This is a genomic window from Nocardioides zeae (assembly GCF_010686755.1).
In the GTDB taxonomy this organism is placed as follows: domain Bacteria; phylum Actinomycetota; class Actinomycetes; order Propionibacteriales; family Nocardioidaceae; genus Nocardioides; species Nocardioides zeae.
Window position 1 is genome coordinate 77,379 of sequence record NZ_JAAGXA010000005.1, and the last position, 26,498, is coordinate 103,876.

Annotated in this window: 22 protein-coding genes; 13 read left to right on the forward strand and 9 right to left on the reverse strand. The window is 72.3% G+C overall.

The window, feature by feature from the left end; translation table 11 throughout:
• Window positions 1-2: 2 nt before the first annotated feature.
• Together G3T38_RS08495 and G3T38_RS22575 are read right to left on the reverse strand one after the other, a co-directional pair.
• A complete protein-coding gene (locus G3T38_RS08495) occupies window positions 3-680 on the reverse strand; it encodes a class I SAM-dependent methyltransferase (RefSeq protein ID WP_338037539.1) in 678 nt (225 codons plus the stop codon).
• A complete protein-coding gene (locus G3T38_RS22575; protein WP_163771869.1) occupies window positions 677-1,957 on the reverse strand; it encodes an alpha/beta hydrolase fold domain-containing protein in 1,281 nt (426 codons plus the stop codon). The genes G3T38_RS08495 and G3T38_RS22575 overlap by 4 nt, the downstream gene beginning before the upstream one ends.
• Before the next feature lie 101 nt (window positions 1,958-2,058).
• Between G3T38_RS22575 and G3T38_RS08505 the strand changes: the two genes are divergently transcribed.
• On the forward strand, window positions 2,059-2,592 hold the full coding sequence (locus G3T38_RS08505; RefSeq protein ID WP_338037541.1) for a flavin reductase family protein: 534 nt from the start codon (window positions 2,059-2,061) through the stop codon (window positions 2,590-2,592).
• 234 nt (window positions 2,593-2,826) lie between these two features.
• On the opposite strand, the gene G3T38_RS08510 is transcribed toward G3T38_RS08505, so the two are convergent.
• Both G3T38_RS08510 and G3T38_RS08515 read right to left on the reverse strand, forming a co-directional pair.
• Window positions 2,827-4,218 carry a dicarboxylate/amino acid:cation symporter gene (locus tag G3T38_RS08510; protein WP_338037542.1) on the reverse strand — a complete coding sequence of 464 codons (1,392 nt, stop codon included), beginning with the start codon at window positions 4,216-4,218 and terminating at the stop codon, window positions 2,827-2,829.
• 118 nt (window positions 4,219-4,336) lie between these two features.
• Window positions 4,337-5,014 carry an MBL fold metallo-hydrolase gene (locus G3T38_RS08515; protein ID WP_163771870.1) on the reverse strand — a complete coding sequence of 226 codons (678 nt, stop codon included), beginning with the start codon at window positions 5,012-5,014 and terminating at the stop codon, window positions 4,337-4,339.
• Between the two features lie 144 nt (window positions 5,015-5,158).
• Here G3T38_RS08515 and uvrA point away from each other — a divergent pair, with 144 nt between their 5' ends.
• From uvrA to G3T38_RS08570, 11 genes are all read left to right on the forward strand, one after another.
• Window positions 5,159-8,200 carry an excinuclease ABC subunit UvrA gene (gene uvrA, locus G3T38_RS08520; protein WP_163771871.1) on the forward strand — a complete coding sequence of 1,014 codons (3,042 nt, stop codon included), beginning with the start codon at window positions 5,159-5,161 and terminating at the stop codon, window positions 8,198-8,200.
• Window positions 8,197-8,634, forward strand: a complete 438-nt coding sequence (locus G3T38_RS08525) for a Rieske (2Fe-2S) protein (protein WP_163771872.1) — start codon at window positions 8,197-8,199, stop codon at window positions 8,632-8,634. Before uvrA ends, G3T38_RS08525 begins: the two co-directional genes overlap by 4 nt.
• 96 nt (window positions 8,635-8,730) lie before the next feature.
• Window positions 8,731-10,722 (forward strand): excinuclease ABC subunit UvrC, encoded by a 1,992-nt coding sequence (gene uvrC / locus G3T38_RS08530; protein ID WP_163771873.1) that lies wholly within the window; start codon window positions 8,731-8,733, stop codon window positions 10,720-10,722.
• Entirely contained in the window at window positions 10,723-11,604 is an 882-nt protein-coding gene (gene rapZ, locus G3T38_RS08535) for an RNase adapter RapZ (protein ID WP_338037543.1), read from the forward strand.
• Window positions 11,605-11,630: 26 nt separating this feature from the next.
• Complete coding sequence (locus G3T38_RS08540; RefSeq protein ID WP_338037571.1) at window positions 11,631-12,587, forward strand: gluconeogenesis factor YvcK family protein; 957 nt, start codon at window positions 11,631-11,633, stop codon at window positions 12,585-12,587.
• Between the two features lie 83 nt (window positions 12,588-12,670).
• On the forward strand, window positions 12,671-13,660 hold the full coding sequence (gene whiA, locus G3T38_RS08545) for a DNA-binding protein WhiA (RefSeq protein ID WP_163771874.1): 990 nt from the start codon (window positions 12,671-12,673) through the stop codon (window positions 13,658-13,660).
• Between the two features lie 163 nt (window positions 13,661-13,823).
• Window positions 13,824-14,819, forward strand: a complete 996-nt coding sequence (gene gap / locus G3T38_RS08550) for a type I glyceraldehyde-3-phosphate dehydrogenase (RefSeq protein WP_163771875.1) — start codon at window positions 13,824-13,826, stop codon at window positions 14,817-14,819.
• 1 nt (window position 14,820) lies between these two features.
• The gene (locus G3T38_RS08555) at window positions 14,821-16,020 is read left to right on the forward strand and encodes a phosphoglycerate kinase (protein WP_163771876.1); all 1,200 of its coding nucleotides are present in this window, start codon (window positions 14,821-14,823) and stop codon (window positions 16,018-16,020) included.
• Window positions 16,020-16,826, forward strand: coding sequence for a triose-phosphate isomerase (tpiA, locus tag G3T38_RS08560; protein ID WP_163771877.1), 807 nt, complete (start codon window positions 16,020-16,022; stop codon window positions 16,824-16,826). The genes G3T38_RS08555 and tpiA overlap by 1 nt, the downstream gene beginning before the upstream one ends.
• A gap of 75 nt (window positions 16,827-16,901) precedes the next feature.
• Window positions 16,902-17,135, forward strand: coding sequence for a preprotein translocase subunit SecG (gene secG / locus G3T38_RS08565; RefSeq protein WP_163771878.1), 234 nt, complete (start codon window positions 16,902-16,904; stop codon window positions 17,133-17,135).
• Between the two features lie 45 nt (window positions 17,136-17,180).
• Complete coding sequence (locus G3T38_RS08570) at window positions 17,181-17,543, forward strand: RNA polymerase-binding protein RbpA (RefSeq protein WP_163771879.1); 363 nt, start codon at window positions 17,181-17,183, stop codon at window positions 17,541-17,543.
• A 99-nt stretch (window positions 17,544-17,642) separates the two neighbouring features.
• On the opposite strand, the gene G3T38_RS08575 is transcribed toward G3T38_RS08570, so the two are convergent.
• The 5 genes from G3T38_RS08575 to tkt all read right to left on the reverse strand — a co-directional run bounded on the left by G3T38_RS08575 (window position 17,643) and on the right by tkt (window position 24,400).
• Complete coding sequence (locus G3T38_RS08575; RefSeq protein ID WP_163771880.1) at window positions 17,643-18,605, reverse strand: hypothetical protein; 963 nt, start codon at window positions 18,603-18,605, stop codon at window positions 17,643-17,645.
• A gap of 126 nt (window positions 18,606-18,731) precedes the next feature.
• On the reverse strand, window positions 18,732-19,454 hold the full coding sequence (gene pgl / locus G3T38_RS08580; protein WP_163771881.1) for a 6-phosphogluconolactonase: 723 nt from the start codon (window positions 19,452-19,454) through the stop codon (window positions 18,732-18,734).
• Window positions 19,451-21,133, reverse strand: coding sequence for a glucose-6-phosphate isomerase (gene pgi / locus G3T38_RS08585; RefSeq protein WP_163771882.1), 1,683 nt, complete (start codon window positions 21,131-21,133; stop codon window positions 19,451-19,453). The genes pgl and pgi overlap by 4 nt, the downstream gene beginning before the upstream one ends.
• A 10-nt stretch (window positions 21,134-21,143) precedes the next feature.
• The gene (gene tal / locus G3T38_RS08590; RefSeq protein ID WP_163771883.1) at window positions 21,144-22,244 is read right to left on the reverse strand and encodes a transaldolase; all 1,101 of its coding nucleotides are present in this window, start codon (window positions 22,242-22,244) and stop codon (window positions 21,144-21,146) included.
• Between the two features lie 56 nt (window positions 22,245-22,300).
• Window positions 22,301-24,400: a transketolase gene (tkt, locus tag G3T38_RS08595; protein ID WP_163771884.1), complete on the reverse strand. Its 2,100-nt coding sequence runs from the start codon at window positions 24,398-24,400 to the stop codon at window positions 22,301-22,303.
• A 374-nt stretch (window positions 24,401-24,774) separates the two neighbouring features.
• Here tkt and G3T38_RS08600 point away from each other — a divergent pair, with 374 nt between their 5' ends.
• Window positions 24,775-25,695 carry a heme o synthase gene (locus G3T38_RS08600; protein ID WP_163772075.1) on the forward strand — a complete coding sequence of 307 codons (921 nt, stop codon included), beginning with the start codon at window positions 24,775-24,777 and terminating at the stop codon, window positions 25,693-25,695.
• Window positions 25,696-26,498 lie beyond the last annotated feature (803 nt).

Here is a 26,498-nt window from a genome sequence, read left to right on the forward strand (position 1 = left end):
GCTCACGTGACGGGGTCGCCCGCCTCGCCGCGCACGCGCTCGAGCACGCGCATCGACCCCCACGCCTCGACCTCGACGAAGTCGCCGGACGCGAGGGCGCGGCAGAACACGTCGTACGGCGGACGGCCCCCGTCCGCGGGGTCCGGGAACACGTCGTGGATGACGAGCGCGGCGCCGCGCTCGAGCCAGCGGGCCCAGCCCGTGTAGTCGTTGTGGGCGTGCTCCTCGGCGTGCCCGCCGTCGATGAAGAGCAGGGAGAGCGGCGTGCGCCACAGCGCCGCGACCGTCGTGGAGCGACCGATGACCGGGACCACGAGGTGCTCGATGCCGGCCCGCTCGAGGGTGCGGCGGAACCGGGGCAGCGTGTCCATGAGGCCGGACTCGGGGTCGACGAGGGAGGCGTCGTGGTGCTCCCAGCCGGCCTGGTTCTCCTCCGACCCGCGGTGGTGGTCGACCGTCACGACCGTGCCACCGACCTCGCGGGCCGCGGCGCCGAGGTAGATCGCGGACTTGCCGCAGTACGTCCCCACCTCCAGCACCGGTCCGTGCGGCAGCCGAGCGCGTGCCCAGCGGTGCAGCAGCAGGCCCTCGTCGGGAGGCATGAAGCCCGTGGCGGCGAGGGCGTGCTCGAGCAGGTCGGCGGGCATCTCGACGGCCCCGGGGGCAGGAGCGGCGCTCACGACTGGTCCTCGGCCACCTCGGCGGGGCTGTCGCCCACGGGGCGACCGCGCCAACCGTTCCAGTGCCAGTGCAGGTAGCGGTCGATCGCGCGCACCACGTGCGCGCTGCGGATCGACGGCAGGGTGTCGAAGGCGTGCTGGGCCCCGGGGAGCTCGGCGTACACGACCGATCGGTCGGAGACCTCCCGCAGGCGGTCGACGAACAGCCGGGCCTGCTCGACGTCGACCAGGCTGTCGGCCGTGCCGTGGAGGACGAGGAAGTCGGGGGCGTCCGGTGTGATGCGCAGCAGGGGTGAGGCGGCCGAGAACGGTACCGGGTCGTCCGCGAAGCGCCGGCGCAGGATGAGGGGACCGAGGAAGCGGTCGCGCATGCGGAGGGCGCGGGGGAGCCCCGTGGCGCCCGCGAAGTCGTACACCCCGTAGTGCGGCACCGCCGCCTCGACGTGGGTGTCGGCGTCCTCGAAGCCGGGCTGGAAGTCGGGGTCGCCGGGGGTGAGCGCGGCGAGGGCGGCGAGGTGGCCCCCGGCCGAGCCGCCCGTGATGGCCAGGTAGGACGGGTCGCCGCCGTACGCGCCGATGTGCTCCCGCACCCAGGCGATCGCCCGCTTGACGTCGATGATGTGTGCGGGCCACGGGTCGCGGGGCGCGAGCCGGTAGTTGATCGCGACGCAGACCCAGCCCTTGCTCGCCATGTGCTGCATGAGCGGGACCGCCTGGGTCTCCTTGCTGCCGACGCGCCAGGCGCCGCCGTGCACCTGCAGCAGGACGGGCGCACCGTCGGGGTGCACCGGTTCGCTCGGCCGGTAGATGTCGAGCATCGTCCGACGTCCTGCGTCGGCGTAGGCGATGTCGCGCTCCACCTGCACCCCGTCGGGCCCGTGCCGGAAGACGCGCAGGGGCGTCGCGAGCTGCCGCCACGGCAGCGCGAGGTCGGCGGGCGTGGGGGCCTGGTCGAGCTGCTCGACGTAGTCGACCCCGAGCGCGTCGGTCAGCGCGGCCTCCACCCCGCCGCGGGCGCGCTGTGCCTGGGCGACCATCACCCCGAGCGCGGCGGCGTTCGCGGCGGCGAGCGCGAGGCCGGCCGCGCGGCGGCGGTCACCGGCCCGCGGTGGGTGGGTGGCGGCGTCGAGCGCCGTGAGGCCCAGCAGCTGCGGGGCGAGCTCGGTGGTGAGCCAGCCGGCGGCGAAGGCGTAGACACCGGAGCGCAACCCGCGGGGCGGGTGGAACGCGTTGGCGTTGAGGGCGGCGAGCGCGAGCTGGCGACGGAGGAGACCCACGGGGCGACTGTAGGCCGCCCGACGGCGGACGGTTACCCACGGGTCACCGCCGAGTGCCGCCCGCCGGTCGCTGCCCTGGACCCGGGTGCCACGATGAACGGGTGCCCGTCCCGCCCCCCGTCCCCCTGCCCGAGGTGCCGATCCCGCGGCTCCGCGACGTCATGGGCACCTTCGCGACCGGTGTCGTCGTGGTGACGGCGCTCGACGAGGAGCGGCCCGTCGGCATGACGGTGCAGTCGTTCGCCAGCCTGTCGCTGCGGCCGCCGCTCGTCGTCTTCGCCCCGGCGCGCACGTCGCGCACGTGGCCCCTGGTGCGCCGCGCGGGCTGGTTCTGCGTCAACGTGCTGGCGGAGGACCAGGCCCACGTCGCCGCCGCGATGGCGTCGGGCGGGGACCGCTTCCGCGACGTCGACTGGCGCCCGGGCCTCGGCGGCCAGCCCCTGCTCGACGGGGCCCTGGCGCACGTCGAGGCCACGGTGCAGACGGTGCACGACAGCGGCGACCACGACCTCGTCGTGGGTCGGGTGCGTCGCGTGGAGCGGGTCCGCGACGCCGCACCCCTGCTCTACCACCGCAGCGCCTACGCCCGCCTGGTCGCCGAGGCCCCGACCGCGGAGCAGCCGCCCCGGCCCTGATCCGCGCTCCGTCCCCCCGTTCGTGTAACGCGGTGTCCGGGCTACTGCACACGCGGTCGACCACCGCACAGGACGCACCAGCACCGCACAGGTGGGGGCGGAGCCGCTTCGCATGACGTCCGCCCCGGGCCCAAGGCTCCCGCGGACGTCATGCGATGCGACCGCCGGGGCAGCCGCTTCGCATGACGTCCGGGGTCTGGGGGACGCCGGACGCGGGACCTGTGGGGCCCCCGGTCAGGCCGCCGCGCGCACGGGGGCGACCGCGTCGGACGGGTCGTCGACGGTCACGTCGATGCGCGGCCCGTCGTACCGCTCCTGGTCGAGGATCCCCTCGCGCTTCGCCACGACGGTCGGCACGAGCGCCTGGCCGGCGACGTTCGTCGCGGTGCGCATCATGTCGAGGATCGGGTCGATGGCGAGCAGCAGGGCGACGCCCTCCAGCGGCAGGCCCAGCGTGGTCAGCGTCAGGGTCAGCATGACGACCGCGCCGGTGAGCCCGGCGGTGGCCGCGGACCCGATCACGGAGACGAACGCGATGAGCAGGTAGTCCTGGATGCCCAGCGAGATGCCGAAGATCTGCGCGACCGTGATCGCGGCGAGCGCCGGGTAGATCGCGGCGCAGCCGTCCATCTTAGTCGTCGCGCCGAAGGGCACCGCGAACGAGGCGTACTCCTCCGGGACGCCGAGGTTCCGCGTGGTGACCCGCTGCGTCAGCGGCATCGTGCCGACCGACGAGCGCGACACGAACGCCAGCTGGATCGCGGGCCAGGCACCCGAGAAGAACTTCGCGGGGGAGAGGCCGTGGAGGCGGGCGATGACCGGGTAGACGACGAACATCACGATCGCGCAGCCGACGTAGACGTCGATGGTGAAGACGGCGAGCGGACCGAGGAGGTCCCAGCCGTACGACGCGACCGCGGCGCCGATGAGACCGAGCGTGCCCAGCGGCGCGAGCTTGATGATCCACCAGAGGATCTGCTGCACCACGGCGAGGAACGACCTCATGATGCCGAGGAACGGCTCGGCCTTGTCGCCGGCCTTGAGCGCCGCCGCACCGATCGCCAGGGCGACGACCACGATCTGCAGCACGTTGAAGCTGATCCCGCTCTCCGACGACGAGATGCCGAGGAAGTTGGCCGGGACCAGGCCGGTGAGGAAGTCGACCCACGAGCCGGTGCCCCCGTCGTACGTCGCGCCCTGGGCGCTCACGTCGGCGGACTGCCCGGGGTTCGTCAGCAGGCCGAGGGTGAGGCCGATGGCGACGGCGATCAGCGACGTGATCATGAACCAGAGCAGTGTCTGCGCCGCGAGGCGGGCTGCGTTCGCCACCTGCCGCAGGTTGGCGATGCTCACGACGATCGCGGCGAACACGAGTGGCGGCACGACGGCCTTGAGCAGGCCGACGAACACGTCGCCGATGGTCTGGAGCGTCGTGGTCAGCCAGCTGACGTCGCCGAGGCGGGCGGCGAGACCGAGCGCGACGCCCAGCACGAGCGCCAACACGATCTGCGCCCAGAACGGCACGCGCAGGAACGCCGGGCGGCGCCGACCGCCCGACGCGCGACCGGCGTCGGACCCGGCAGCAGAGCCGCCGTCCGGGGAGGGCGCTGAGGGAGCGTGGGACACGGGGGACCGCCTTTCCGAGAGCCCGCGGACCTCACGGGGCACGAAGGGTCACAACGAGCCCCCGAGCGGCGCTATTCCGCGGAGACCGATCCCGCGGCGGCACCCCGGGTGGTGTCGGTCACCAGCCGCGCTCGCGCCACTCGGCGAGGAAGGGACGCTCGTCGCCGAGCGTCGAGTCGTCGCCGTGCCCGGGGTAGAACGTGGTCGCGTCCGGCAGCGTGCCGAAGACCTTGGTCTCCACCTCGTCGATGAGCTGACGGAAGGCCGCCTCGTCGCCGAACGTGCTGCCGACGCCGCCCGGGAACAGCGAGTCACCCGTCCACAGGTGCGGTGCGCGCGAGCCGTCGTCGTACACGAGCGCCACGGAGCCGGGGGTGTGCCCCGCCAGCGCGATGACGCCGAGCGTCACCTCGCCGAAGGTGACGGTGTCGCCGTGCTCGAGGCGCCGGTCCACGGTGACCCCGGTCTGCTCGGTGACGGCGTCGGCGTCGGGTGCGCCGACGTACGTCGTGGCTCCCGTCGCCTCGACCACCGCGGCGAGCGCGCGGTGGTGGTCCCAGTGCTGGTGGGTCGTCACCACGCCCGTCAGCCCCGCGTCGGCGACGAGCGGGACGAGCCGCTCCGCCTCGGCCGCCGCGTCCACCATGAGCTGGGCGCCGGTGGCACGGCAGCGGAGCACGTAGACGTTGTTGGACATCTCGGGGTCCACGGCGAGCTTCGTGATGGTGAGGCCCGGCAGCTCGCGCACGTGCGGCGGGCGGCCCGGGGAGACGCGGCCCGTGTAGTCGTCGGTCATGGCCCGATCGTAGGAGCGGTTGGGTCGGGGTGACATCGTGGTGCCGCGCGTCGGCTTGCGGTTCGACGCCCGATGTCGAAAACTTGTTCGACGCGACGCGGTCCGATCGGGGCCGCGGTCCCCTCCGACACGCGAAGGACCACCGTGGCCGACCAGCTGATCATCCGAGGTGCCCGCGAGCACAACCTGAAGGACGTCTCGGTCGACCTGCCGCGCGACAGCCTCATCGTGTTCACGGGCCTGTCCGGGTCGGGCAAGTCGAGCCTCGCCTTCGACACGATCTTCGCGGAGGGGCAGCGTCGCTACGTCGAGTCGCTGTCGGCCTACGCCCGCCAGTTCCTCGGCCAGATGGACAAGCCCGACGTCGACTTCATCGAGGGCCTGTCGCCCGCGGTGTCGATCGACCAGAAGTCGACGTCGAAGAACCCGCGCTCGACCGTCGGCACGATCACGGAGGTCTACGACTACCTCCGTCTGCTCTACGCGCGGGCCGGCACGCCGCACTGCCCGGTCTGCGGCGAGACCATCGCCCGGCAGACCCCGCAGCAGATCGTCGACCGCGTGCTCGGCCTCGAGGAGGGGCGGCGCTTCCAGGTGCTCGCCCCGGTCGTGCGCGGCCGCAAGGGGGAGTACCTCGAGCTCTACCGGTCGCTCCAGACCCAGGGCTTCTCGCGCGCCCGCACCAACGGGGAGACCCACGCGCTCGACGAGCCGCCGAAGCTCGACAAGCAGAAGAAGCACACGATCGAGGTCGTGGTGGACCGCCTCGCGGTCAAGCCGTCCTCCAAGCAGCGGCTGACCGACTCGGTGGAGACCGCCCTCGGCCTCGCGAACGGTCTCGTCGTGCTCGACTTCGTCGACCTCCCCGACGACGACCCGGGCCGCGAGATGCGCTTCTCGGAGAAGCTCGCGTGCCCCAACGACCACCCGCTCGAGGTCGACGAGCTGGAGCCCCGCTCGTTCTCCTTCAACGCCCCGTACGGCGCGTGCCCGGACTGCTCCGGGCTCGGCGTCCGCATGGAGGTCGACGCGGAGCTCGTCGTCCCCGACCCGACCGCGACCCTCGGCGAGGGCGCGCTGTCGCCCTGGACCGGCGCCCACGTGGCCGACTACTTCCTGCGCCTCCTCGCCGCCCTCGGGGACGAGATGGGCTTCGACCTCAACACCCCCTGGGACGAGCTGCCCGAGCGTGTCCGCAAGGTCGTGCTCGACGGCCACGCCAAGAAGGTCCACGTGCGCCACCGCAACCGCTACGGGCGCGAGCGGTCCTACCACGCCGACTTCGAGGGCGTGCGGGCCTACGTCGAGCGGCGCCACCGCGAGGCCGAGACCGACACGAGCCGCGAGCGGTTCGAGGGGTTCATGCGCGAGGTGCCGTGCCCCACCTGCCGTGGCGCGCGCCTGCGTCCCGTGGTGCTGAGCGTCACCGTCGGCGGCCGCAACATCGCCGAGGTCTGCCGCATGCCGCTCAACGAGGCGTCGGCGTTCCTCGGCGGACTGGAGCTCAGCGAGCGCCAGCGGCAGATCGCGGCCAACGTGCTCAAGGAGATCCAGGAGCGGCTGCGCTTCCTGCTCGACGTCGGTCTCGACTACCTGACGCTCGACCGGTCCTCCGGCTCGCTGTCGGGCGGCGAGGCGCAGCGCATCCGGCTCGCCACGCAGATCGGCGCCGGCCTCGTCGGGGTGCTCTACGTGCTGGACGAGCCCTCCATCGGTCTCCACCAGCGCGACAACCAGCGGCTCATCGAGACCCTCCTGCGGCTCAAGCGGCTCGGCAACACGCTCATCGTCGTCGAGCACGACGAGGACACCATCCGCGTCGCGGACTGGGTCGTCGACGTCGGCCCCGGCGCCGGTGAGCACGGCGGCCAGATCGTGCACTCGGGCAGCGTGCAGGGTCTCTACGACCACCCGGACTCGATCACCGGGCAGTACCTGTCGGGCCGCCGCGAGATCCCCGTCCCGGAGGTGCGCCGCCCGCGCACCGTCGACCGGGAGCTGACGGTCGTCGACGCGCGGGAGAACAACCTGCAGGGCATCGACGTGACCTTCCCGCTGGGTCTCTTCGTCGCCGTCACCGGCGTCTCCGGATCCGGCAAGTCGACGCTCGTCAACGACATCCTCTACGCGTCGCTGGCCAAGCACATCTACAACGCCAAGGCCGTCCCGGGCCGGCACCGCAGGATCACCGGCCTCGAGCACGTCGACAAGGTGATCCACGTCGACCAGTCGCCGATCGGGCGTACGCCGCGGTCGAACCCCGCGACGTACACGGGGGTCTTCGACCACGTCCGCAAGCTGTTCGCGGCGACGCCCGAGGCGAAGGTGCGCGGCTACATGCCGGGGCGCTTCTCCTTCAACGTCAAGGGCGGTCGCTGCGAGGCCTGCGCGGGCGACGGCACGCTGAAGATCGAGATGAACTTCCTGCCGGACGTCTACGTGCCGTGCGAGGTCTGCCACGGGGCGCGCTACAACCGCGAGACGCTGGAGGTGCACTACAAGGGCAAGACCATCGCCGAGGTGCTCGACATGCCGATCGAGGAGGCGGTCGACTTCTTCGCCGCCGTCCCCGTGATCAACCGGCACCTGAAGACGCTGATGGAAGTCGGCCTCGGGTACGTGCGGCTCGGCCAGCCCGGCACCACCCTGTCCGGCGGCGAGGCGCAGCGCGTCAAGCTGGCCACGGAGCTGCAGCGGCGCTCGACGGGCCGCACGCTCTACGTGCTCGACGAGCCCACGACGGGCCTGCACTTCGAGGACATCTCGCGCCTCCTGGTGGTGCTCGGTCGCCTGGTCGACCAGGGCAACTCCGTGCTGGTGATCGAGCACAACCTCGACGTCATCAAGACGGCCGACCACATCGTCGACATGGGTCCCGAGGGCGGCTCGCGCGGCGGGTACGTCGTCGCCGAGGGCACGCCCGAGGAGGTCGCCGCGGTCGAGGCCAGCCACACCGGGCGGTTCCTGGCTCCCCTCCTCGAGGGGCGCGCCGCGCGCGTCAGCGCGCCGCGACCGGCCGAGGAGGCGCCGGTCGGGAAGGGCGCGGGGAAGACCGCCGCGACGAGGAAGACCCCGGCGACGAAGGCGGCAGCCACGAAGGCGGCGACGAAGAAGACGGTCACCAAGAAGACGGCGACGAAGAAGACGGTCACCAAGAAGACCTCCACCGCCGGGCGCGGCCGATGACCGCCGCGGGCCGGGGCAGCGACCGGCGGGGCATCGACCGGCGCGGGCTCGTGCGCGCTGGTGCCGGTCTCGCGGGGGCTGCCGCGGTGACGCCCGCCGTGGCCGCGTGCGGGGGCGAGGAGGTGTCGGCCCCGTCGGGCTCGCCGGGCGACGTGCTGGTCGCGACGGCTGACGTCCCCGTCGGTGGGGGCGTCGTCCTCGACGGCCAGGAGGTCGTCGTCACGCAGCCCACCGCCGGCGAGTTCAAGGCCTTCTCCTCGACCTGCACCCACCGCAGCTGCCAGGTGACGCGCGTGGAGGAGGGTTCGATCGTGTGCCTCTGCCACAACAGCCTCTTCTCCGTGGCCGACGGGTCGGTGCAGGAGGGTCCCGCCGACGAGCCGCTCCCGTCGGTGGCCGTCGACGTCGCGGGCGACGACGTCGTCCTCGCGTGAGGCGTCGTCCCTCCTCGGTCGTCGCGTCCCTCGCGCCCCGCGCCGCGGCGTACCGGAGCGTCCAGGACCGTCGGTGGGGCGACGTAGGGTCGATCCGTGGCTGATCCGACGACCTACCGCCCGCGCCCGGGGGAGATCCCCACGCAGCCGGGGGTCTACCGCTTCCGTGACGCGCGCCAGCGGGTGATCTACGTCGGCAAGGCGAAGAACCTGCGGGCCCGGCTGTCGTCCTACTTCCAGGACATCGCGGGCCTGCACCCGCGCACGGCGACGATGGTGACCACCGCCGCGAGCGTCGAGTGGACGACGGTGGGCACCGAGGTCGAGGCCCTCCAGCTGGAGTACTCCTGGATCAAGGAGTTCGACCCGCGCTTCAACGTGAAGTACCGGGACGACAAGTCCTACCCGTGGCTCGCCGTCACGGTCTCCGACGAGTTCCCGCGCGTCATGGTCGGTCGCGGCGCCAAGCGGAAGGGCACGCGCTACTTCGGGCCCTACAGCCACGCGTGGGCGATCCGCGACACCGTCGACACGCTGCTCCGCGTCTTCCCCATGCGGTCGTGCAGCAACGGCGTGTTCAAGCGGTCCCAGCAGGTGGGGCGGCCCTGCCTGCTGGGCTACATCGACAAGTGCGCCGCGCCCTGCGTCGGCTCGGTGAGCGCCGCGGAGCACCGGGCGATCGTCGACGACTTCTGCGCCTTCATGGGCGGCCAGACGGCTGCGTTCCTCAAGCGCATCGAGAAGGAGATGTACGCGGCGAGCGAGGCCATGGAGTTCGAGCGCGCCGCGCGGTTGCGCGACGACCTCGGCGCGCTCCAGCGGGCGCTGGAGAAGCAGGCGGTCGTGTTCGGCGACGGCACCGACGCCGACGTCGTGGCGCTCGCGGAGGACCCGCTCGAGGTGGGCGTGCAGATCTTCCACGTGCGCGGGGGTCGCATCCGCGGCCAGCGCGGCTGGGTCGCCGACCGGTCCGACGACGGCGGCGTCCCCGAGCTGGTCGAGGGCTTCCTCCTGCAGCTGTACGCCGGCGAGGCGGGGCATCCCGACGCGATCCCCCGCGAGGTGCTGGTGCCGGCCCTGCCGCCCGACGTGGAGACCGTCGAGGCGCTGCTCTCGGAGCTGCGCGGCAGCCGGGTGCGGATCAAGGTGCCCCAGCGGGGCGACAAGCGGACGCTGCAGGAGACGGTCGCCCGCAACGCGGAGCAGGCGCTGGCGCTGCACCGCACGAAGCGGGCGAGCGACCTCACGACCCGCAACCGGGCGCTCGAGGAGATCCAGGAGGCGCTCGAGCTGTCCGAGGTGCCGCTGCGCATCGAGTGCTACGACGTCTCCAACCTCCAGGGCACGGAGGTCGTGGCCTCGATGGTCGTGTTCGAGGACGGCCTGGCCCGCAAGGGGGAGTACCGGCGCTTCGTCATCAAGGACGTCGAGGGCCAGAACGACGTGGCATCGATGCACGAAGTCATCACGCGGCGGTTCCGGCGGCTCCTCGACGAGCAGGCGCGCAGCGAGCTGCGTCCGGGCGACGAGGAGTCGGGGCCGATGCTCGTCGATCCCGACACGGGCCGGCCGCGCAAGTTCGCCTACACGCCTGGTCTGGTCGTGGTCGACGGCGGTCCGCCGCAGGTCGCGGCCGCGCAGCGCGCGCTCGACGAGCTGGGCATCGACGACATCCCGATCTGCGGCCTCGCGAAGCGGCTCGAGGAGGTCTGGGTGCCGGGGGAGGAGGACCCGGTGATCCTGCCGCGCACGTCCGAGGGCCTCTACCTGCTGCAGCGGATCCGCGACGAGGCGCACCGCTTCGCCATCAACCACCACCGTTCGCGACGGTCGAAGTCGATGGTCGAGAGCGTGCTCGATGACGTGCCCGGGCTCGGCGAGGTGCGGCGCAAGGGCCTGCTGAAGCACTTCGGCTCCCTCAAGAAGCTGCGTGCCGCCGAGGTCGCCGAGATCGCCCAGGTGCCGGGCATCGGTCCCGCCACGGCGGCGGCGATCAAGGACGCGCTGGCGAAGGACGATGCAGAACGCCGCAGCCGCGGACAGAATGTGCGGGTCAACACCGCGACCGGCGAGATCGAGGAGGACTGAGTGTCCGCTCCAGCACCCGAGGCCCCGGGAGGGCCGCTCGTCATCGTCACCGGCATGACCGGCGCCGGCCGGAGCACGGCCGCCAAGGAGCTCGAGGACCTCGGCTTCTTCGTGGTCGACAACCTCCCGCCGACGCTGCTGCGGGAGGTCGTGCGCCTCGTCGACGAGAGCAAGGGCTCCCAGCAGCCGATCGCCGTGGTGGTCGACGTGCGCTCCGGCTCGTTCTTCGACTCGCTCCAGGTCAACCTCGCCGAGGGGGCGACCCACCGCCAGGCGACCCTGCTGTTCCTCGAGGCGAGCGACGAGGTGCTCGTGCGCCGCCAGGAGGCGGCACGCCGTCCCCACCCCCTCCAGGGCAGCGACCGGCTCCTCGACGGCCTGCACCGCGAGCGCGCCGTGCTCGCCAAGCTGCGTTCCGACGCCGACCTGGTGATCGACACGACCAGCCTCAACGTCCACCAGCTCACCAAGCGCATCGCGCAGGCCTTCGGCACCCCCGACACGACGCGGCTCAAGGTGCGGGTCGTGAGCTTCGGGTTCAAGTACGGCATCCCCGTCGACGCCGACTTCGTGGCCGACATGCGGTTCCTGCCCAACCCGCACTGGGTCCCCGAGCTGCGGGCGTTGACGGGCCAGGACCCCGACGTGGCCGCCTACGTGAAGGGGCGGCCCGGGGCGGAGCCGTTCCTCGAGCAGTACGTGCCGCTGCTCCGGACGGTCGCGGAGGGCTACCTCAACGAGGGCAAGCGGTTCATGACCGTCGCGGTGGGCTGCACGGGGGGCAAGCACCGGAGCGTCGCGATGACGGAGGAGATCGCGGCCCGGCTCCGCGCCGACGGCTTCGAGGTCCGCGCCACCCACCGCGACCTCGGACGCGAGTGAGCCCCTTCGGCGACGCCCAGGCCCCGATCGGCCCCCGGGCGGTCCCCCTGCCCGGTGTCTCGGTCGCGGCGCTCGGCGGCGGCCACGGCCTCTTCGCCTCGCTCGCGGCCCTGCGTCGTGTCGTCGGCGACCTGACCGCCGTGGTGACGGTCGCCGACAACGGCGGCTCCTCGGGTCGCCTGCGGGGCGAGTTCGGGGTCCTGCCGCCGGGCGACCTGCGGATGGCCCTGGCCGCCCTCTGCGGTGACGACGACTGGGGCCGCACGTGGGCGGAGGTGCTGCAGCACCGCTTCGCGGGGGACGGCGAGATGCGGGGTCACGTCGTCGGCAACATGCTGATCGTCGGCCTCTGGGAGCTGCTGGGCGACCACGTCCCGGCCCTCGACTGGGTGGGGCGGCTGCTGGGGGCCCAGGGCCGCGTGCTGCCGATGGCCGTCACCCCGATGGACATCACGGCGGACGTGCGGCTCGGCGGACCGGAGGACGGGGAGCTCACCCACGTGCGCGGTCAGGTCGAGGTCGCGAGCACGGCGGGGCGCATCGTCAACATCCAGCTGGACCCGCCGGATCCCGACGCCTGTCCCGAGGCGGTGGCGACCGTGCGGGCCGCCGACTGGGTCGTGCTCGGTCCCGGGTCCTGGTACACCTCGGTCATCCCGCACCTCATGGTGCCCGACCTCCGGCGCGCGATCGTGGAGTCGACCGCTCGGGTCGTGGTGGTGCTCAACCTCGCCGACCAGCCGGGGGAGACGGCCGGCTACGGCCCGGAGGACCACCTCGACGCGCTGCTCGAGCACGCCCCCGACCTGCGCATCGACACGGTGGTGGCCGACGAGGGCGCCGTGGGCGACAGCGGCGGCGTACGGGCGTGGGTCGCGTCCCACGGCGCGCGGTTGGTGCTGGCCGACGTCGCCGTGGGCGACGGCAGCCCGCGGCACGATCCGGCGAAGCTGGCGGGGGTCTTCGAGCGCCTGATGGGGTGAGTCCGGGGCGGGTACGCCGCGGCACGCCCGGGATCTCGACGACGAAGCCTCGGCGTGTCGCGTGCCGTGGCAGGATGTCGCGCATGGCGATGACGGCACAGGTGAAGGCGGAGCTCTCCAACACGCACATCACCAAGACCTGCTGCCGCAAGGCCGAGGTGGCCACGCTGCTGCGGTTCGCCGGCGGCCTCCACATCGTGGGCGGTCGCATCGTGGTGGAGGCGGAGCTCGACACCGGGGCCGCCGCGCGCCGGCTGCGCAAGGACCTGAAGGACGTGTTCGGGCACGACTCGGACGTCGTGCTGGTCCAGGGGAGCAGCGGGATCCGCCGGGGCAGCCGCTACCTGGTGCGCATCGCGAAGGACGGCGAGGCGCTGGCCCGGCAGACGGGTCTGCTCGACGGTCGGGGCCGCCCCGTGCGGGGCCTGCCGCCGCAGGTCGTCTCCGGTGGCGCCTGCGACGCGGTCGCCGCGCTGCGGGGCGCGTTCCTCGCCCACGGCTCGCTGACGGAGCCGGGCCGTTCGTCCTCGCTCGAGGTGACGTGCCCCGGCCCGGAGGCGGCGCTGGCCCTCGTCGGCGTGGTCCGCCGGCTCGGCGTGCAGGCGAAGGCGCGTGAGGTCCGCAACTACGACCGCGTGGTGGTCCGCGACGGCGACGCGATCGGCGCGCTCCTCACCCGCCTCGGCGCCCACGAGGCCCTCATGGCCTGGGAGGAGCGCCGGATGCGGCGCGAGGTGCGGGCGACGGCCAACCGCCTGGCCAACTTCGACGACGCGAACCTGCGCCGTTCCGCTCGTGCGGCCGTGGCCGCGGGCGCCCGCGTCGAGCGCGCGCTCGAGATCCTCGGCGAGGAGGCCCCCGACCACCTCAAGACGGCGGGCCACCTCCGGCTCGAGCACAAGCAGGCCTCCCTGGAGGAGCTGGGCCAGCTGCACGAGCCGGCGCTGACCAAGGACGCCATCGCCGGTCGGATCCGGCGCCTGCTGGCGATGGCGGACAAGCGCGCCGAGGACCTGGGCATCCCCGACACCGAGGCGTCGCTCACGCCGGAGATGCTCGCCGAGGAGGTCTGACCCCACCCCTGCGGGGGCGTGCGGCGGCGTACCCGTCGGTAGGTGTCCACCGGTCTGTGCCACCTCCGCGGGGTGTCGGTCGCGGGAGGTAGGGTCGTGCCCGGCAACCCGCCACGAGCCGGGTCATTCGCCCCGGGTCCGCACCCCTAGGAGTCGAGAAGCAGTGACTGTTCGCGTAGGTATCAACGGCTTCGGCCGCATCGGCCGCAACTTCTTCCGGGCGGTCCGCGCCTCCGGTCTGGACATCGAGATCGTCGGCGTCAACGACCTCACGGACAACGCGGTGCTGGCGCACCTGCTGAAGTACGACTCGATCCTGGGTCGCCTCGACGCGGACGTGAGCGCCACCGACTCCGCGATCGTCGTCGGCGACAAGGAGATCCACGCCTTCGCCGAGCGCAACCCCGCCGACCTCAAGTGGGGCGACATCGGCGTCGACGTCGTCGTCGAGTCCACCGGCTTCTTCACGGACGCGACGAAGGCCAAGGCCCACGTCGACGGCGGCGCGAAGAAGGTCATCATCTCGGCGCCCGCGACCAACGACGACATCACGATCGTCTACGGCGTGAACCACGAGCTCTACGACCCGTCCGCGCACACGGTGCTCTCCAACGCGTCGTGCACGACGAACTGCCTGGCGCCGATGGCGAAGGCCCTCAACGACACCGTGGGCATCACCAAGGGCCTCATGACGACGGTCCACGCCTACACGGCCGACCAGAACCTGCAGGACAACATCCACAAGGACCTGCGTCGCGCCCGCGCCGCCGCGCTCAACATCGTCCCGACCTCGACGGGCGCGGCGAAGGCCATCGGCCTCGTGCTCCCCGAGCTCAAGGGCAAGCTCGACGGCTACGCGCTGCGGGTGCCGACCCCGACCGGTTCGCTCACCGACCTCACGTTCGAGGCCTCGCGCGAGACGAGCGTCGAGGAGGTCAACGCTGCGGTGGAGGCCGCCGCCGACGGCAAGGTCCTGCGCTACTCGACCGACCCGATCGTGTCGTCCGACATCGTCACCGACCCGGCGTCCTGCATCTTCGACGCCCCGCTGACCAAGGTCATCGGCAACCAGGTGAAGGTCGCGGGTTGGTACGACAACGAGTGGGGCTACTCGAACCGCCTCGCCGACCTGATCGCGTACGTCGGCAAGACGCTCTGACGTGGGGTCCTACCCCGGTCTCGGCGAGGTCGCCGGCAAGCGGGTGCTGGTCCGCTCGGACCTGAACGTCCCGCTGGACGGTTCGACCATCACCGACGACGGTCGCATCCGGGCGAGCGTGCCCACCATCAAGGCGCTGGCCGACGCCGGCGCCCGGGTGGTCGTCACGGCCCACCTCGGTCGTCCGAAGGGCACGCCCGACGCGGCGTACTCGCTCGCTCCCGTCGCAGCCCGCCTCGGTGAGCTGCTGGGAGCGCCGGTCGCGTTCGCGACGGACACCGTCGGCGAGAGCGCCCGCAGCACCGTCGCGGGCCTGGCCGACGGCCAGGTCGCCGTGCTCGAGAACGTCCGCTTCAACGCGGGCGAGACGAGCAAGGACGAGGCGGAGCGCGGTGCGTTCGCCGACGAGCTCGCCGCGCTGGCGGACGCGTTCGTGTCGGACGGGTTCGGCGTGGTCCACCGCAAGCAGGCGAGCGTGTACGACGTGGCCCTGCGCCTGCCGCACACGATGGGCGCGCTGGTCAGCGCGGAGATCGAGGTGCTGAAGCGCCTCACCGAGACCCCCGAGCGGCCCTACGTGGTCGTGCTCGGCGGCTCGAAGGTCTCCGACAAGCTCGGGGTCATCGACAACCTGCTCGGCAAGGCCGACAAGCTGCTCATCGGCGGTGGCATGGTCTTCACCTTCCTCAAGGCCCAGGGCCACGAGGTCGGTCGGAGCCTGCTGGAGGACGACCAGGTGCCGGTCTGCATCGAGTACCTGCGTCGCGCCGAGGAGTCGGGCGTCGAGATCGTGCTGCCCAGCGACATCGTCGTGGACACGGAGTTCCCCTCCGGGGACACCGAGCCGCAGCCGATCGTCGTGCCGGCGTCGAACATCCCGGCCAGCAGCCTGGGCCTCGACATCGGGCCCGACGCGGCGGCCGCGTTCGCGGAGGCACTCGCCGGTGCGCGCACGGTGTTCTGGAACGGTCCGATGGGCGTGTTCGAGGTGCCGGCCTTCGCCGGCGGCACCCGGGCGGTCGCCGAGGCGCTGACGAAGATCGACGGCCTGTCGGTCGTCGGCGGCGGCGACTCGGCCGCCGCGGTGCGCACGCTCGGGTTCGAGGAGTCGGCGTTCGGCCACATCTCGACCGGTGGCGGCGCGAGCCTGGAGTACCTCGAGGGCAAGGAGCTCCCGGGCGTGAAGGTGCTGGAGGACTGATGGCGGGCACGACGACGAGCGGCCGCACGCCGCTCATGGCGGGCAACTGGAAGATGAACCTGAACCACCTCGAGGCGGTGGCGCTGGTCCAGAAGCTCGCGTGGACGCTGTCGGACAAGAAGCACGACCACGACGCCGTCGAGGTCGTGGTGGTCCCGCCGTTCACCGACCTGCGCTCCGTGCAGACCCTCGTGGACGGCGACCGCCTCAAGCTGAAGTACGGCGCGCAGGACGTCTCCGTGCACGAGTCGGGCGCCTACACGGGTGAGATCTCCGCGGCGATGCTCGCGAAGCTCGGTGTGTCCTACGTGGTCGTGGGCCACTCGGAGCGCCGCGAGTACCACGCGGAGACCGACGCTGTCGTCAACGCCAAGGCGCGCGCCGCGCTCGGCGCGGAGATGACGCCGATCGTGTGCGTGGGCGAGGGCCTCGAGGTCCGCAAGGCGGGCGAGCACGTGGCCCACACGCTGGCCCAGGTCGACGGCTCGCTCGCCGGCTTCAGTGCCGAGGAGGTCGCCGGGCTGGTCATCGCGTACGAGCCGGTGTGGGCCATCGGCACCGGCGAGGTCGCCACGCCCGAGGACGCGCAGGAGGTCTGCGCGGCCATCCGTGCCCGCATCCGGGAGGTCCACGGCGACGCCGCGGCCGACGGGGTGCGGGTGCTCTACGGCGGTTCCGTGAAGGCGGCCAACGTGGCCGGCATCATGGTCAAGGAGGACGTCGACGGCGCGCTCGTCGGCGGCGCCAGCCTCCAGGCCGACGAGTTCGGCGGCATCTGCCGGTTCTACGACATGCCGCTGCTCTGATCCACCGCACCATCGCCGTGGGCGGGCGGGTCCTCGCCCGCCCACGGTTCCACCCGTGACGTAAGGTTTCTCTCCGTGACTGTCCTCTTCACCGCCGTGCTCATGATCACGAGCTTCCTGATGATCGTTCTGGTGCTCCTGCACAAGGGACGTGGTGGTGGTCTCTCCGACATGTTCGGTGGCGGCGTCTCGACGAGCCTGGGCGGCTCGTCGGTCGCGGAGCGCAACCTCGACCGGTACACCATCGGCATCGGCATCATCTGGTTCGCGAGCGTCATCGCTCTCGGGCTGCTGCTCGCCTACGCCTGACGCACGTCCCCCTGGCGCGACCACCGGTAGAGAAGAGGAAGCAGCATGGCGGGCAGAGGTGGCAGCGCGATCCGGGGCTCCCGGGTGGGTTCGGGCCCGATGGGGGAGGACGCGCGCGGCGAGGCGGCGCCCCGGCAGACCGTCACCTACTTCTGCGGCCGTGACCACCGCTCGGTGATGACCTTCGCGATCGAGGCCCAGGCGCCCGAGTCGTGGGACTGCCCGAAGTGCGGCCTCCCGGCGAGCCTCGACTCCGAGAACCCGCCGGCGGTCCCGAAGACGGAGCCCTACAAGACGCACCTGGCCTACGTGAAGGAGCGTCGCTCGGACGCCGAGGCCGAGGTGCTCCTCGACGAGGCCGTCAAGCTCCTGCGCACCCGCCGCGCCTCCGGCGACATCGTCTTCTGACCCCGCGCCGAGTTGTCACGTACGCCGCGGCGTGAGCATCGAGTTGTCACGTACGCCGCGGCGTGAGCGTCGAGTTGTCACGTACGCCGCGCGCTCGAGTCACGCAGCCTCCGCAGCGCGGCGGCGCCCGCGTCCCAACCCCGACCTGATGATCCCCTCGATGTCCCGTTCGGGTCCGTAGACGTTCACCGCCGTCACGACGGCGATGTCGTAGTCGTGGGCGCGAGCAATGTGCGACCGGCGAGCTCCGTCCCACGCTGCGTCCCGAGGACTGCTGTGCCAGTCCTCGCCGTCGTACTCCACGGCGAACCGGAGCGCCCTGCTGCCCAGGTCGAGATAGGCCGGGCGTCCGTGGGGTCCGGTCACTTCGATCTGCAGATCGGGGAGCTCGCCAGTCGTCTCGTACCACGCCAGCTTGACCGCAGACTCCGGCGGCGAAGCGCTGAGCGAGCTCGACAGCGGTAGCACGTAGCGGAGGGTCCTCACCCAACGCTCACCCACGAGCCGACCGACCTCCGAGATCATCTCGCCTCGGTCGACTCCGGCTCGGAGCATGGCGTCGACACCGCTCAGGGCGACGACGGCCGACCGCTGCCGCCCGAGATCCAGAGCAGTTCGGAGCTTCGTCGTCACGAGCAGCCCCTCGATCTCGGTGACGTCGCGCGCCAACAGGGCTCGCTGTCCGCTCTGGACTTCAGGTCGCCTCACGCGGATCGCGCCGGGATGCCTGAAGATGCGGATGGGCTGGACGTCGAGGTGTTCGCCCGGTGCGAGCACCATGTCAGCGCCGTGGAGCCAGCCGGCATGGCGGTCGCAGATCACGGCGTCGTCCGGCGTCACCAGCCGCAGGCTGGCGACCCGGGCCGCGATGTCGTCGGGAACTGTTGCCGCGACGTACACGCCTCGCAGCGTTCGCCGCAGGTGCCCGGATCTCACCAGTGCGCTCAGCCAGCCGGGCGGCACGCCCTCCGCCAATGCCTGCTGCCGATGGAACGGCTGGTCGAGGGGAAGTGGGAATGCACCGTCGAGGGTCGGATTGCCCTGGAGCTTGCGGAGACTCATGATCGGTCAGTCTTCGCTACACCTCGACGAACTGCATCCCTCATGCGCCGTGCCTGTGGAAACACGGCGTACGTGACAACTCGGCAGGGGAATCTGTCGCGTCGTACGTGACAACTCGACGCGGGGTCAGAGGCGGGAGGCAGCGGGGGCGTCGAGCCACCAGACGGTCTCGGTGCGGCCGTGGACGCCCGTGGCCGGCACGTCGTGGAGGTCCGCTCCGCCCAGGGCCTCGGCCACCGCCGGCGCCTTGCCGTCGCCGCTGACGAGGAACCACACCGAGGCGGCCCGGTTCAGCGTCTCGAGGGTGAGGGTGACACGGTCCGGCGGCGGCTTGGGGGAGTCCCGCACACCGACGGCGAGCGCATCGGTCTCGTCGAGCTGGGGGTAGCCCGGGAAGAGCGAGGCGACGTGGCCGTCCTCGCCGACGCCCAGCATCACGACGTCCACCTCGCCGACGAGGTGCTCCAGCAGCAGACCCTCGTACGTCGCGGCTGCGTCGTCCGCCGACGCCGCGTCGGAGGCCGACGGGACGGCATGCACCTGCGTGGCGCCCACCGCGTCGAGAAAGGCCGCGCGGGCCTGGCCCTCGTTGCGGTCCGACGAGTCCGCGGGGACGAACCGCTCGTCGCCGAACCAGAACACGACGTCGCCGAAGTCGACGCCCGACTCGCCCGCCAGCCCGGCCACCTCCCGGTGGATCCGGTCGGCGATCGTGCCGCCGGTCAGCACGACGTGGGGCGTGCGGCCCTCGGCCTGCACCTCGGCCAGGCGGGTCAGCAGTGCGAGCGCGACGGTGCGGGCCAGCGTCTCGGCATCGGGGTGGACCCGGACGGTCTCGGCGCCGGTCACGAGCGGCGCTCCGCCCGGTACCGCTCGATCAACGACCGCGTCGAGGCGTCCTGGTCCGCCAGCGCCTCCGCGTCCCCGGTGACGGCGGGCAGCACCTGCTGCGCGAGCTGCTTGCCGAGCTCGACGCCCCACTGGTCGAAGCTGTCGATGCCCCACACGACGCCCTGCGTGAACGTGATGTGCTCGTACAGGGCGATGAGCTGTCCGAGCACCGACGGCGACAGCTCCGGCGCCAGGATCGACGTCGACGGACGGTTGCCCGTGAACACCCGCGCCGGCACGACGTCCTCGGCGGTGCCCTCGGCCCGCACCTCGTCCGCCGTCTTCCCGAAGGCCAGCGCCTTGGTCTGGGCGAAGAAGTTCGCGAGGAACACCTCGTGGACGTCCGTGTCGCCGTCCGTGAGCGGGTACGCCGGGTTGGCCACCGCGATGAAGTCCGCCGGGATGATGCGCGTGCCCTGGTGGATCAGCTGGTAGAACGCGTGCTGCCCGTTCGTGCCCGGCTCACCCCAGAAGACCTCGCCCGTACCGGCCGTCAGCGGCGTGCCGTCCGCGCGCACGCCCTTGCCGTTGGACTCCATCGTGAGCTGCTGCAGGTACGCCGGGAACCGGTGCAGCAGCTGGGCGTAGGGCAGCACCGCGTGGGTGGCCGCCCCGAGGAAGTCGGTGTACCAGACGTTGAGCAGACCCATGAGGAGCGGGACGTTCTCGGCAGGGGGCGCCGTGCGGAAGTGCTCGTCGATCGTGTGGAGCCCGTCGAGGAACTCGGCGAAGCGCTCGGGGCCGATCGCGACGACCAGCGACGTACCGATCGCCGACGACACCGAGTAGCGTCCGCCGACCCAGTCCCAGAACCCGAAGGCGTTGTCGGGGTCGATGCCGAAGTCGGCGACCTTGTCGAGCGCCGTCGAGACGGCGACGAAGTGCCGGGCGACGGCGTCGTCGACGACCGACGCGTCGGCGCCCGCCGACCGCAGCCCGTCGAGCAGCCACTGGCGGCACAGGCGCGCGTTCGTCAGCGTCTCGAGCGTGCCGAAGGTCTTGCTGGCGACGATGAACAGCGTCGTGGCCGGGTCGAGGTCGGCGAGCGTCGCCGCCGCGTCGGTCGGGTCGATGTTGCTGATGAAGCGGCACTCGATGGCCGGGTGACGGTAGGCCGCGAGCGCCTCGTAGGCCATCACGGGGCCGAGGTCCGACCCGCCGATGCCGATGTTGACGACGGTGCGGATGCGCTCGCCGGTGGCGCCGCGCCACTCGCCGGAGCGCACGGACTCGGCGAACGCGTAGACGCGGCGCAGGACGGCGTGCACGTCGGCGACGACGTCCTGGCCGTCCACCTCGAGCGACGCCGTCTCCGGCAGCCGGAGGGCCGTGTGGAGCACCGCACGGTCCTCCGTGGTGTTGATGTGCTCGCCACGGAACATGGCGTCACGCCGCGCGGCGACGCCGACCTCGTCGGCGAGCGCCAGCAGGTCCTCCAGCAGGGGCGCGTCGACGAGGGCCTTCGAGAGGTCCACGAAGAGGTCGCCCGCCGAGAAGGACAGGCGCTCGGCCCGACCCGCATCGGTGGCGAACCACCCCCGCAGGTCGGGCTCGAACGCGCCCGCCCGGTCGCGCAGGCGCGACCAGGCGGCGGTGGAGGTGGGGTCGACGGGCCAGACGTGCGGTGCGCTGCTCATCGACCCGGCCTCAGCCCTTGGCCCCGTCGAGCTGCCCCTGGACGGTCTCGAGCAGCTCGTCCCAGGACGTCACGAACTTGTCGACGCCCTCCTTCTCGAGCTGGGCGATCACGTCGTCGTAGTCGACGCCCGCGTCCGCCACCGCCTGCAGCACCGCCCGTGCGTCGTCGTAGTGCGGCCGCACCGCGTCGCCGACGACCTCGCCGTGGTCGGCGAACGCCTGCATCGTCTTCTCGGGCATCGTGTTGACCGTGTCCTCGACGACGAGGTCCGCGACGTACATCGTGTCGCGGTAGTCGGGGTTCTTCACGCCGGTGGAGGCCCACAGCGGACGCTGCCGGTTCGCACCGGCGGCAGCCAGCGCCTCCCAGCGCGGCCCGGTGAAGAACTCCTCGAACGCCTGGTAGGCGAGCCGGGCGTTCGCCACGCCGGCCTTCCCCTGCAGGTCGGTCGCGCCGGCGGCCTCGAGCCGCTTGTCGATCTCGGTGTCGACGCGCGAGACGAAGAACGAGGCGACCGAGTGGATCGTCGACAGGTCGTGGCCGTTGTCCCGGGCGAGCTCGAGCCCGGCGACGTACGCCTCCATGACCTGGCGGTAGCGCGGCAGGCCGAAGATCAGGGTCACGTTGACCGAGATCCCGGAGCCGAGCGTCTGTGTGATGGCCGGCAGGCCCTCGGTCGTGCCGGGGATCTTGATCATCACGTTGTGGCGGTCGACGGCCTTCCACAGCTCCTGAGCCGCCTCGGCGGTCTCGTCGGTCTTGAACGCGAGGCCCGGGGGGACCTCGATCGAGACCCAGCCGTCCTTGCCGCCCGTGGCGTCGGCCACCGGCTTCAGCACGTCGGCGGCCTGCCGGACGTCCGTGGTCGTGAGGGCGAAGACGGCCCGGTCCACGTCGGTGCCCTCGGCGACGAGCTCGCGCACCTGCGCGTCGTACCGCTCACCCTCGGCGAGGGCAGCGGCGAAGATCGACGGGTTGGTCGTGACGCCCACGACCGAGGAGTCCTGCACGAGGGCGGCCAGGTTGCCGGTCTCGATGCGCTCGCGGGACAGGTCGTCGAGCCAGATGGACACACCCGCGTCGGCGAGTGCGGAGAGACGGTCGGACATTGCTACCTCCTGGGTTGCGGTCTGACGTGCGGGGATACGGGTGTACGGCGCGGGGATCAGCCCGCGACGACCCGGATGCTGTCCTGGGCGGCGCGCACGACGGCCTCCGGCGTGAAGCCGAACTCCGCGAACATGCGCTCGGCGGACGCGCTGGCGCCGTAGGTCTCGATGGAGACGACCTTGCCGTGGTCGCCCACGAGGCGCCACCACGGCATCGCGATGCCGGCCTCGACCGCGACGCGCGCCTTGACGGTCGGGGGGATGACGCTCTCCTGGTAGGCCAGGTCCTGCTCGGCGAACCACTCGAGGCAGGGCGCCGAGACGACGCGGGCACGCACGCCTTCCTCGGCAAGCTGCTCCGCGGCCGCGACGGCGAGCTGCACCTCGGAGCCGGTGCCGATGAGCACGACGTCGGGCAGCCCGCCCTCGACGTCCTTCAGCACGTAGGCACCACGGGCGACGCCGTCGGTGGTCGCGAAGCCCTCCTCGCCGCGGGGGAACACCGGGAGGTTCTGGCGGGAGAGCGCGAGCGCCGCCGGCCGGTCGTCGTTGCCGAGGATCGCGGCCCACGCGGCCGCGGTCTCGTTGGCGTCGGCGGGCCGCACCACGTCGAGACCGGGGATGGCGCGCAGCGCGGCGAGGTGCTCGATCGGCTGGTGGGTCGGCCCGTCCTCGCCCAGACCGATGGAGTCGTGGGTCCAGACGTAGGTGACGGGGAGCTTGCTCAGCGCCGCCACGCGCACCGCACCGCGCATGTAGTCGGAGAACGTCAGGAACGTGCCGCCGAACACGCGCGTCAGGCCGTCGGCCGCGATGCCGTTCATGATCGCGCCCATGCCGTGCTCGCGGATGCCGAAGTGGAGCACCCGGCCCTGGAGCGGGTCACCCGTCCAGTCGCGCGTCGAGCGCGACTCCGGGATGAACGACGGCGCGTCCTTGATCGTGGTGTTGTTGGAGCCGGCCAGGTCGGCCGAGCCGCCCCACAGCTCCGGCATGATGCCGGCGATCGCGTTGATGACCTTGCCGGACGCGGCACGCGTCGCGACGCCCTTGGCGTCGGCCGGGAACGTCGGCAGCGCGTCGACGAGCCCCTCGGGCAGGTCGTGCGCCTTGAGCCGGTGCAGCAGCGCCTCGCGCTCCGGGTTCGCGGCCGCCCACGCCGCGTACTTCTCGTCCCACTCCGCGCCCCACGCGGCGCCACGGGCCGCGAGGCCGCGCGTGTGCTCGAGCACGTCGGCCGGCACGTCGAAGGTCGTGTCGGGGTTCCACCCCAGCACCTCCTTCGTCGCCGCGACCTCGTCGGCGCCGAGGGCGCTGCCGTGCGCGGCCTCGGTGCCCTGGGCGTTGGGGGCCGGCCAGGCGATGATCGTGTCGAGCACGATGAGGGACGGCTGGTCGGTGACGCCGCGGGCGGCCTGGACCGCGTCGTACAGCGCCGGCACGTCCTCCTCGTAGTGGTCGCCGCCGTTGGTCCAGTCGACCGTCTGCACGTGCCAGCCGTAGGCCTCGTAGCGCTTCGCGACGTCCTCGTTGAACGCCACGTCCGTGTCGCCCTCGATCGAGATGCGGTTGCGGTCGTAGATGACGACGAGGTTGCCGAGCTTCTGCGTGCCCGCGATCGAGCTCGCCTCGCCGCTCACGCCCTCCTGGAGGTCGCCGTCGGAGCAGATCGCGTAGACGTCGTGGTCGAAGAGGCTCTCGCCCAGCGGGGCCTCGGGGTCGAGCAGGCCGTGCTGGCGGCGGGCGGCCATCGCGATGCCGACGGCGTTCGCGACGCCCTGCCCGAGCGGGCCGGTCGTGACCTCGACGCCGGCGGTGTGGCCGTACTCCGGGTGGCCGGGCGTCTTCGAGCCCCACGTGCGCAGCGCCTTGAGGTCCTCGATCTCGAGACCGAAGCCACCGAGGAAGAGCTGCGTGTAGAGCGTGATGCTCGAGTGGCCGCACGACAGCACGAAGCGGTCGCGGGCGATCCAGCTCGGGTCCGACGGGTCGTGACGCATGACCTTCTGGAAGAGCAGGTACGCCGCGGGCGCGAGGCTCATCGCGGTGCCCGGGTGACCGTTGCCGACCTTCTGGACGGCGTCCATCGCCAGGACCCGGGAGGCGTCCACCGCCTTCCGGTCGAGGTCGGTCCAGTCCAGCGTGCTCTCGGTCACAGGGATCCTCTCCGGGGTGGTGGCGCGTTCGTGGGCGCGACAGGCGCGGGACCTGGGGGTGGTCCTGCACGGACTCACCGGTACCCACGCGCCGCCACGGCCGATGCCGAGCCTACTGCCGCCTCGGTCTAGACTCGACCCCGCACTGGACCGCCCGGACCGCCCGCTCCGCACGCCGGAGCCGCTCGGCCCCAGACCGCTTGACGAGGACCCCTGTGACGCACGCCGGCCAGTCGTCCACCTCCGCTCGCACGGAGGAGGACCCCGTCGTCGTGACGCCGGAGCACGACCTGCATCCTGTTCCGGTGTCCGAGTCGCTTCCGCCCGTCCCTCCGGGCTCGCTGAGCGAGGAGGAGACCGCCGACGACCTCGGCGTGCGCGACGAGCCGGCGCCCGTCTCGCGCGCGACGTTGCGCGACGTGGTGGCGGCGTACGTCGGCCTCACGAAGCCGCGCGTCCTCGAGCTGCTGCTGCTCACGACGGTCCCCGTCATGTTCTTCGCCGCCCGCGGCGTGCCGGAGCTCGGCGTCGTGCTCGCCACGGTCGTCGCCGGCTCGATGTCCGCGGGGTCCGCGTCCGCGCTCAACTGCGTCTACGACCGCGACATCGACGAGCAGATGCGCCGCACCCGACGTCGAGCGCTCCCGCGCCACATCGTCACCCCACGCGCCGCCCTCGTCTTCGGTCTCACGCTCGGGGTGCTCTCGACGGCCATCTTCTGGGTCTTCGTCAACCCGCTCTCCGCGGTGCTGTCGCTGTCGGCGAACGCGTTCTACATGCTCGTCTACACCATGTGGCTCAAGCGCCGCACCACCCAGAACATCGTCTGGGGCGGCGCCGCCGGGTGCTTCCCGGCCCTCATCGGCTGGACCGCGGTCACCAACGAGCTCGCGTGGCCCCCGGTCATCTGCTTCCTCATCGTGTTCCTGTGGACGCCGCCCCACACCTGGGCGCTGGCGCTGCGGTACCGCGAGGACTACGCCAACGTCGCCGTCCCGATGCTGCCCGTCGTGGCGCCGGGCGCCGTCGTCGGCAAGCAGATCGTCCTCTACACGTGGGCGACCGTCGCGATGTCACTGGCGCTCTGGCCCATCGCCGACACCGGCCTGTTCTACCCGGCCGCTGCCGCCGTGCTCGGTGTCGTGTTCCTCGTCGAGGCCCACAAGATGTGGGGCCGCACCCGGCGCAGCGACCAGCTGAGCGTCATCAACCCGATGCGCCTGTTCCACACGTCGAACCTGTACCTGTCGCTGCTGTTCGTCGCCATCGCGATCGACCCGCTGCTGATGCGCTGAGGCTCTGCTCTTCCGGCCTCGCTCCGCTCGGCTGTGCCCGCGGCGCCACGCGGGCGTCGGGAGGGTCGGGGGGGGCACGAGCTCGGGGTCGTGGTGCCCGGCCTGCGGAAAACGGTGGCCTCCCACCACGACCGCGCGGGGGTACGGCGCGGTGAGCGACTCCGCCGGCCTCGAGCGTCGGCGTGCGTCGTACCCCTCCGGGGGCGGGCAACAATGTGCAGCTGGTGCCGGTCGCACCTGATCAGGGCCGCCCCAGGCGCACAGTTCGCCGACCCGACCCGACCCGGCGCCGCCTCGACCCGGCGCCGCCCCGAGGTCGTGGTGCCCGGCCTGCGGAAAACGGTGGCCTCCCACCACGACCGCGCGGGGGTACGGCGCGGTGAGGTTCTGACCTCGCTCCGCTCAGTTGTACCCGCAGCGCCACGAGCTCCCGCCCTTCGACGGCGTTCTCTGGCCTCGCTCCGCTCGACCGTGCCCGCGGCGCCACGAGCTCCCGCCCTTCGGTCGATCCCGACCACGCCTCCTCCGCTGCGCTCCTCCGACGTGGCCGCTCCTCCCTCAGGACACGAGCGCGCCGCGGGCGTCGGGGTACGGCGCGGTGAGCGACTCCGCCGGCCTCGAGCGTCGGCGTGCGTCGTACCCCTCCGGGGGCGGGCAACAATGTGCAGCTGGTGCCGGTCGCACCTGATCAGGTCCGCCCCAGCCGCACAGTTCGCCGACCCGACCCGACCCGATCCGCCGCCGCCCCGAGGTCGTGGTGCCAGGCCCGCGGAAAACGGTGGCCTCCCACCACGACCGCGCGG

Bases quoted from the DNA above. Each gene is read 5' to 3' on its own strand.
- whiA (WP_163771874.1), top strand. From the start codon at position 12,671: ATGGCGATGACGGCACAGGTGAAGGCGGAGCTCTCCAACACGCACATC.
- G3T38_RS08515 (WP_163771870.1), bottom strand. From the start codon at position 5,014: ATGACCGACGACTACACGGGCCGCGTCTCCCCGGGCCGCCCGCCGCAC.
- tal (WP_163771883.1), bottom strand. From the start codon at position 22,244: ATGTCCGACCGTCTCTCCGCACTCGCCGACGCGGGTGTGTCCATCTGG.
- G3T38_RS08575 (WP_163771880.1), bottom strand. From the start codon at position 18,605: ATGAGTCTCCGCAAGCTCCAGGGCAATCCGACCCTCGACGGTGCATTC.
- G3T38_RS08570 (WP_163771879.1), top strand. From the start codon at position 17,181: ATGGCGGGCAGAGGTGGCAGCGCGATCCGGGGCTCCCGGGTGGGTTCG.
- pgi (WP_163771882.1), bottom strand. From the start codon at position 21,133: ATGAGCAGCGCACCGCACGTCTGGCCCGTCGACCCCACCTCCACCGCC.
- G3T38_RS08525 (WP_163771872.1), top strand. From the start codon at position 8,197: ATGACCGCCGCGGGCCGGGGCAGCGACCGGCGGGGCATCGACCGGCGC.
- tpiA (WP_163771877.1), top strand. From the start codon at position 16,020: ATGGCGGGCACGACGACGAGCGGCCGCACGCCGCTCATGGCGGGCAAC.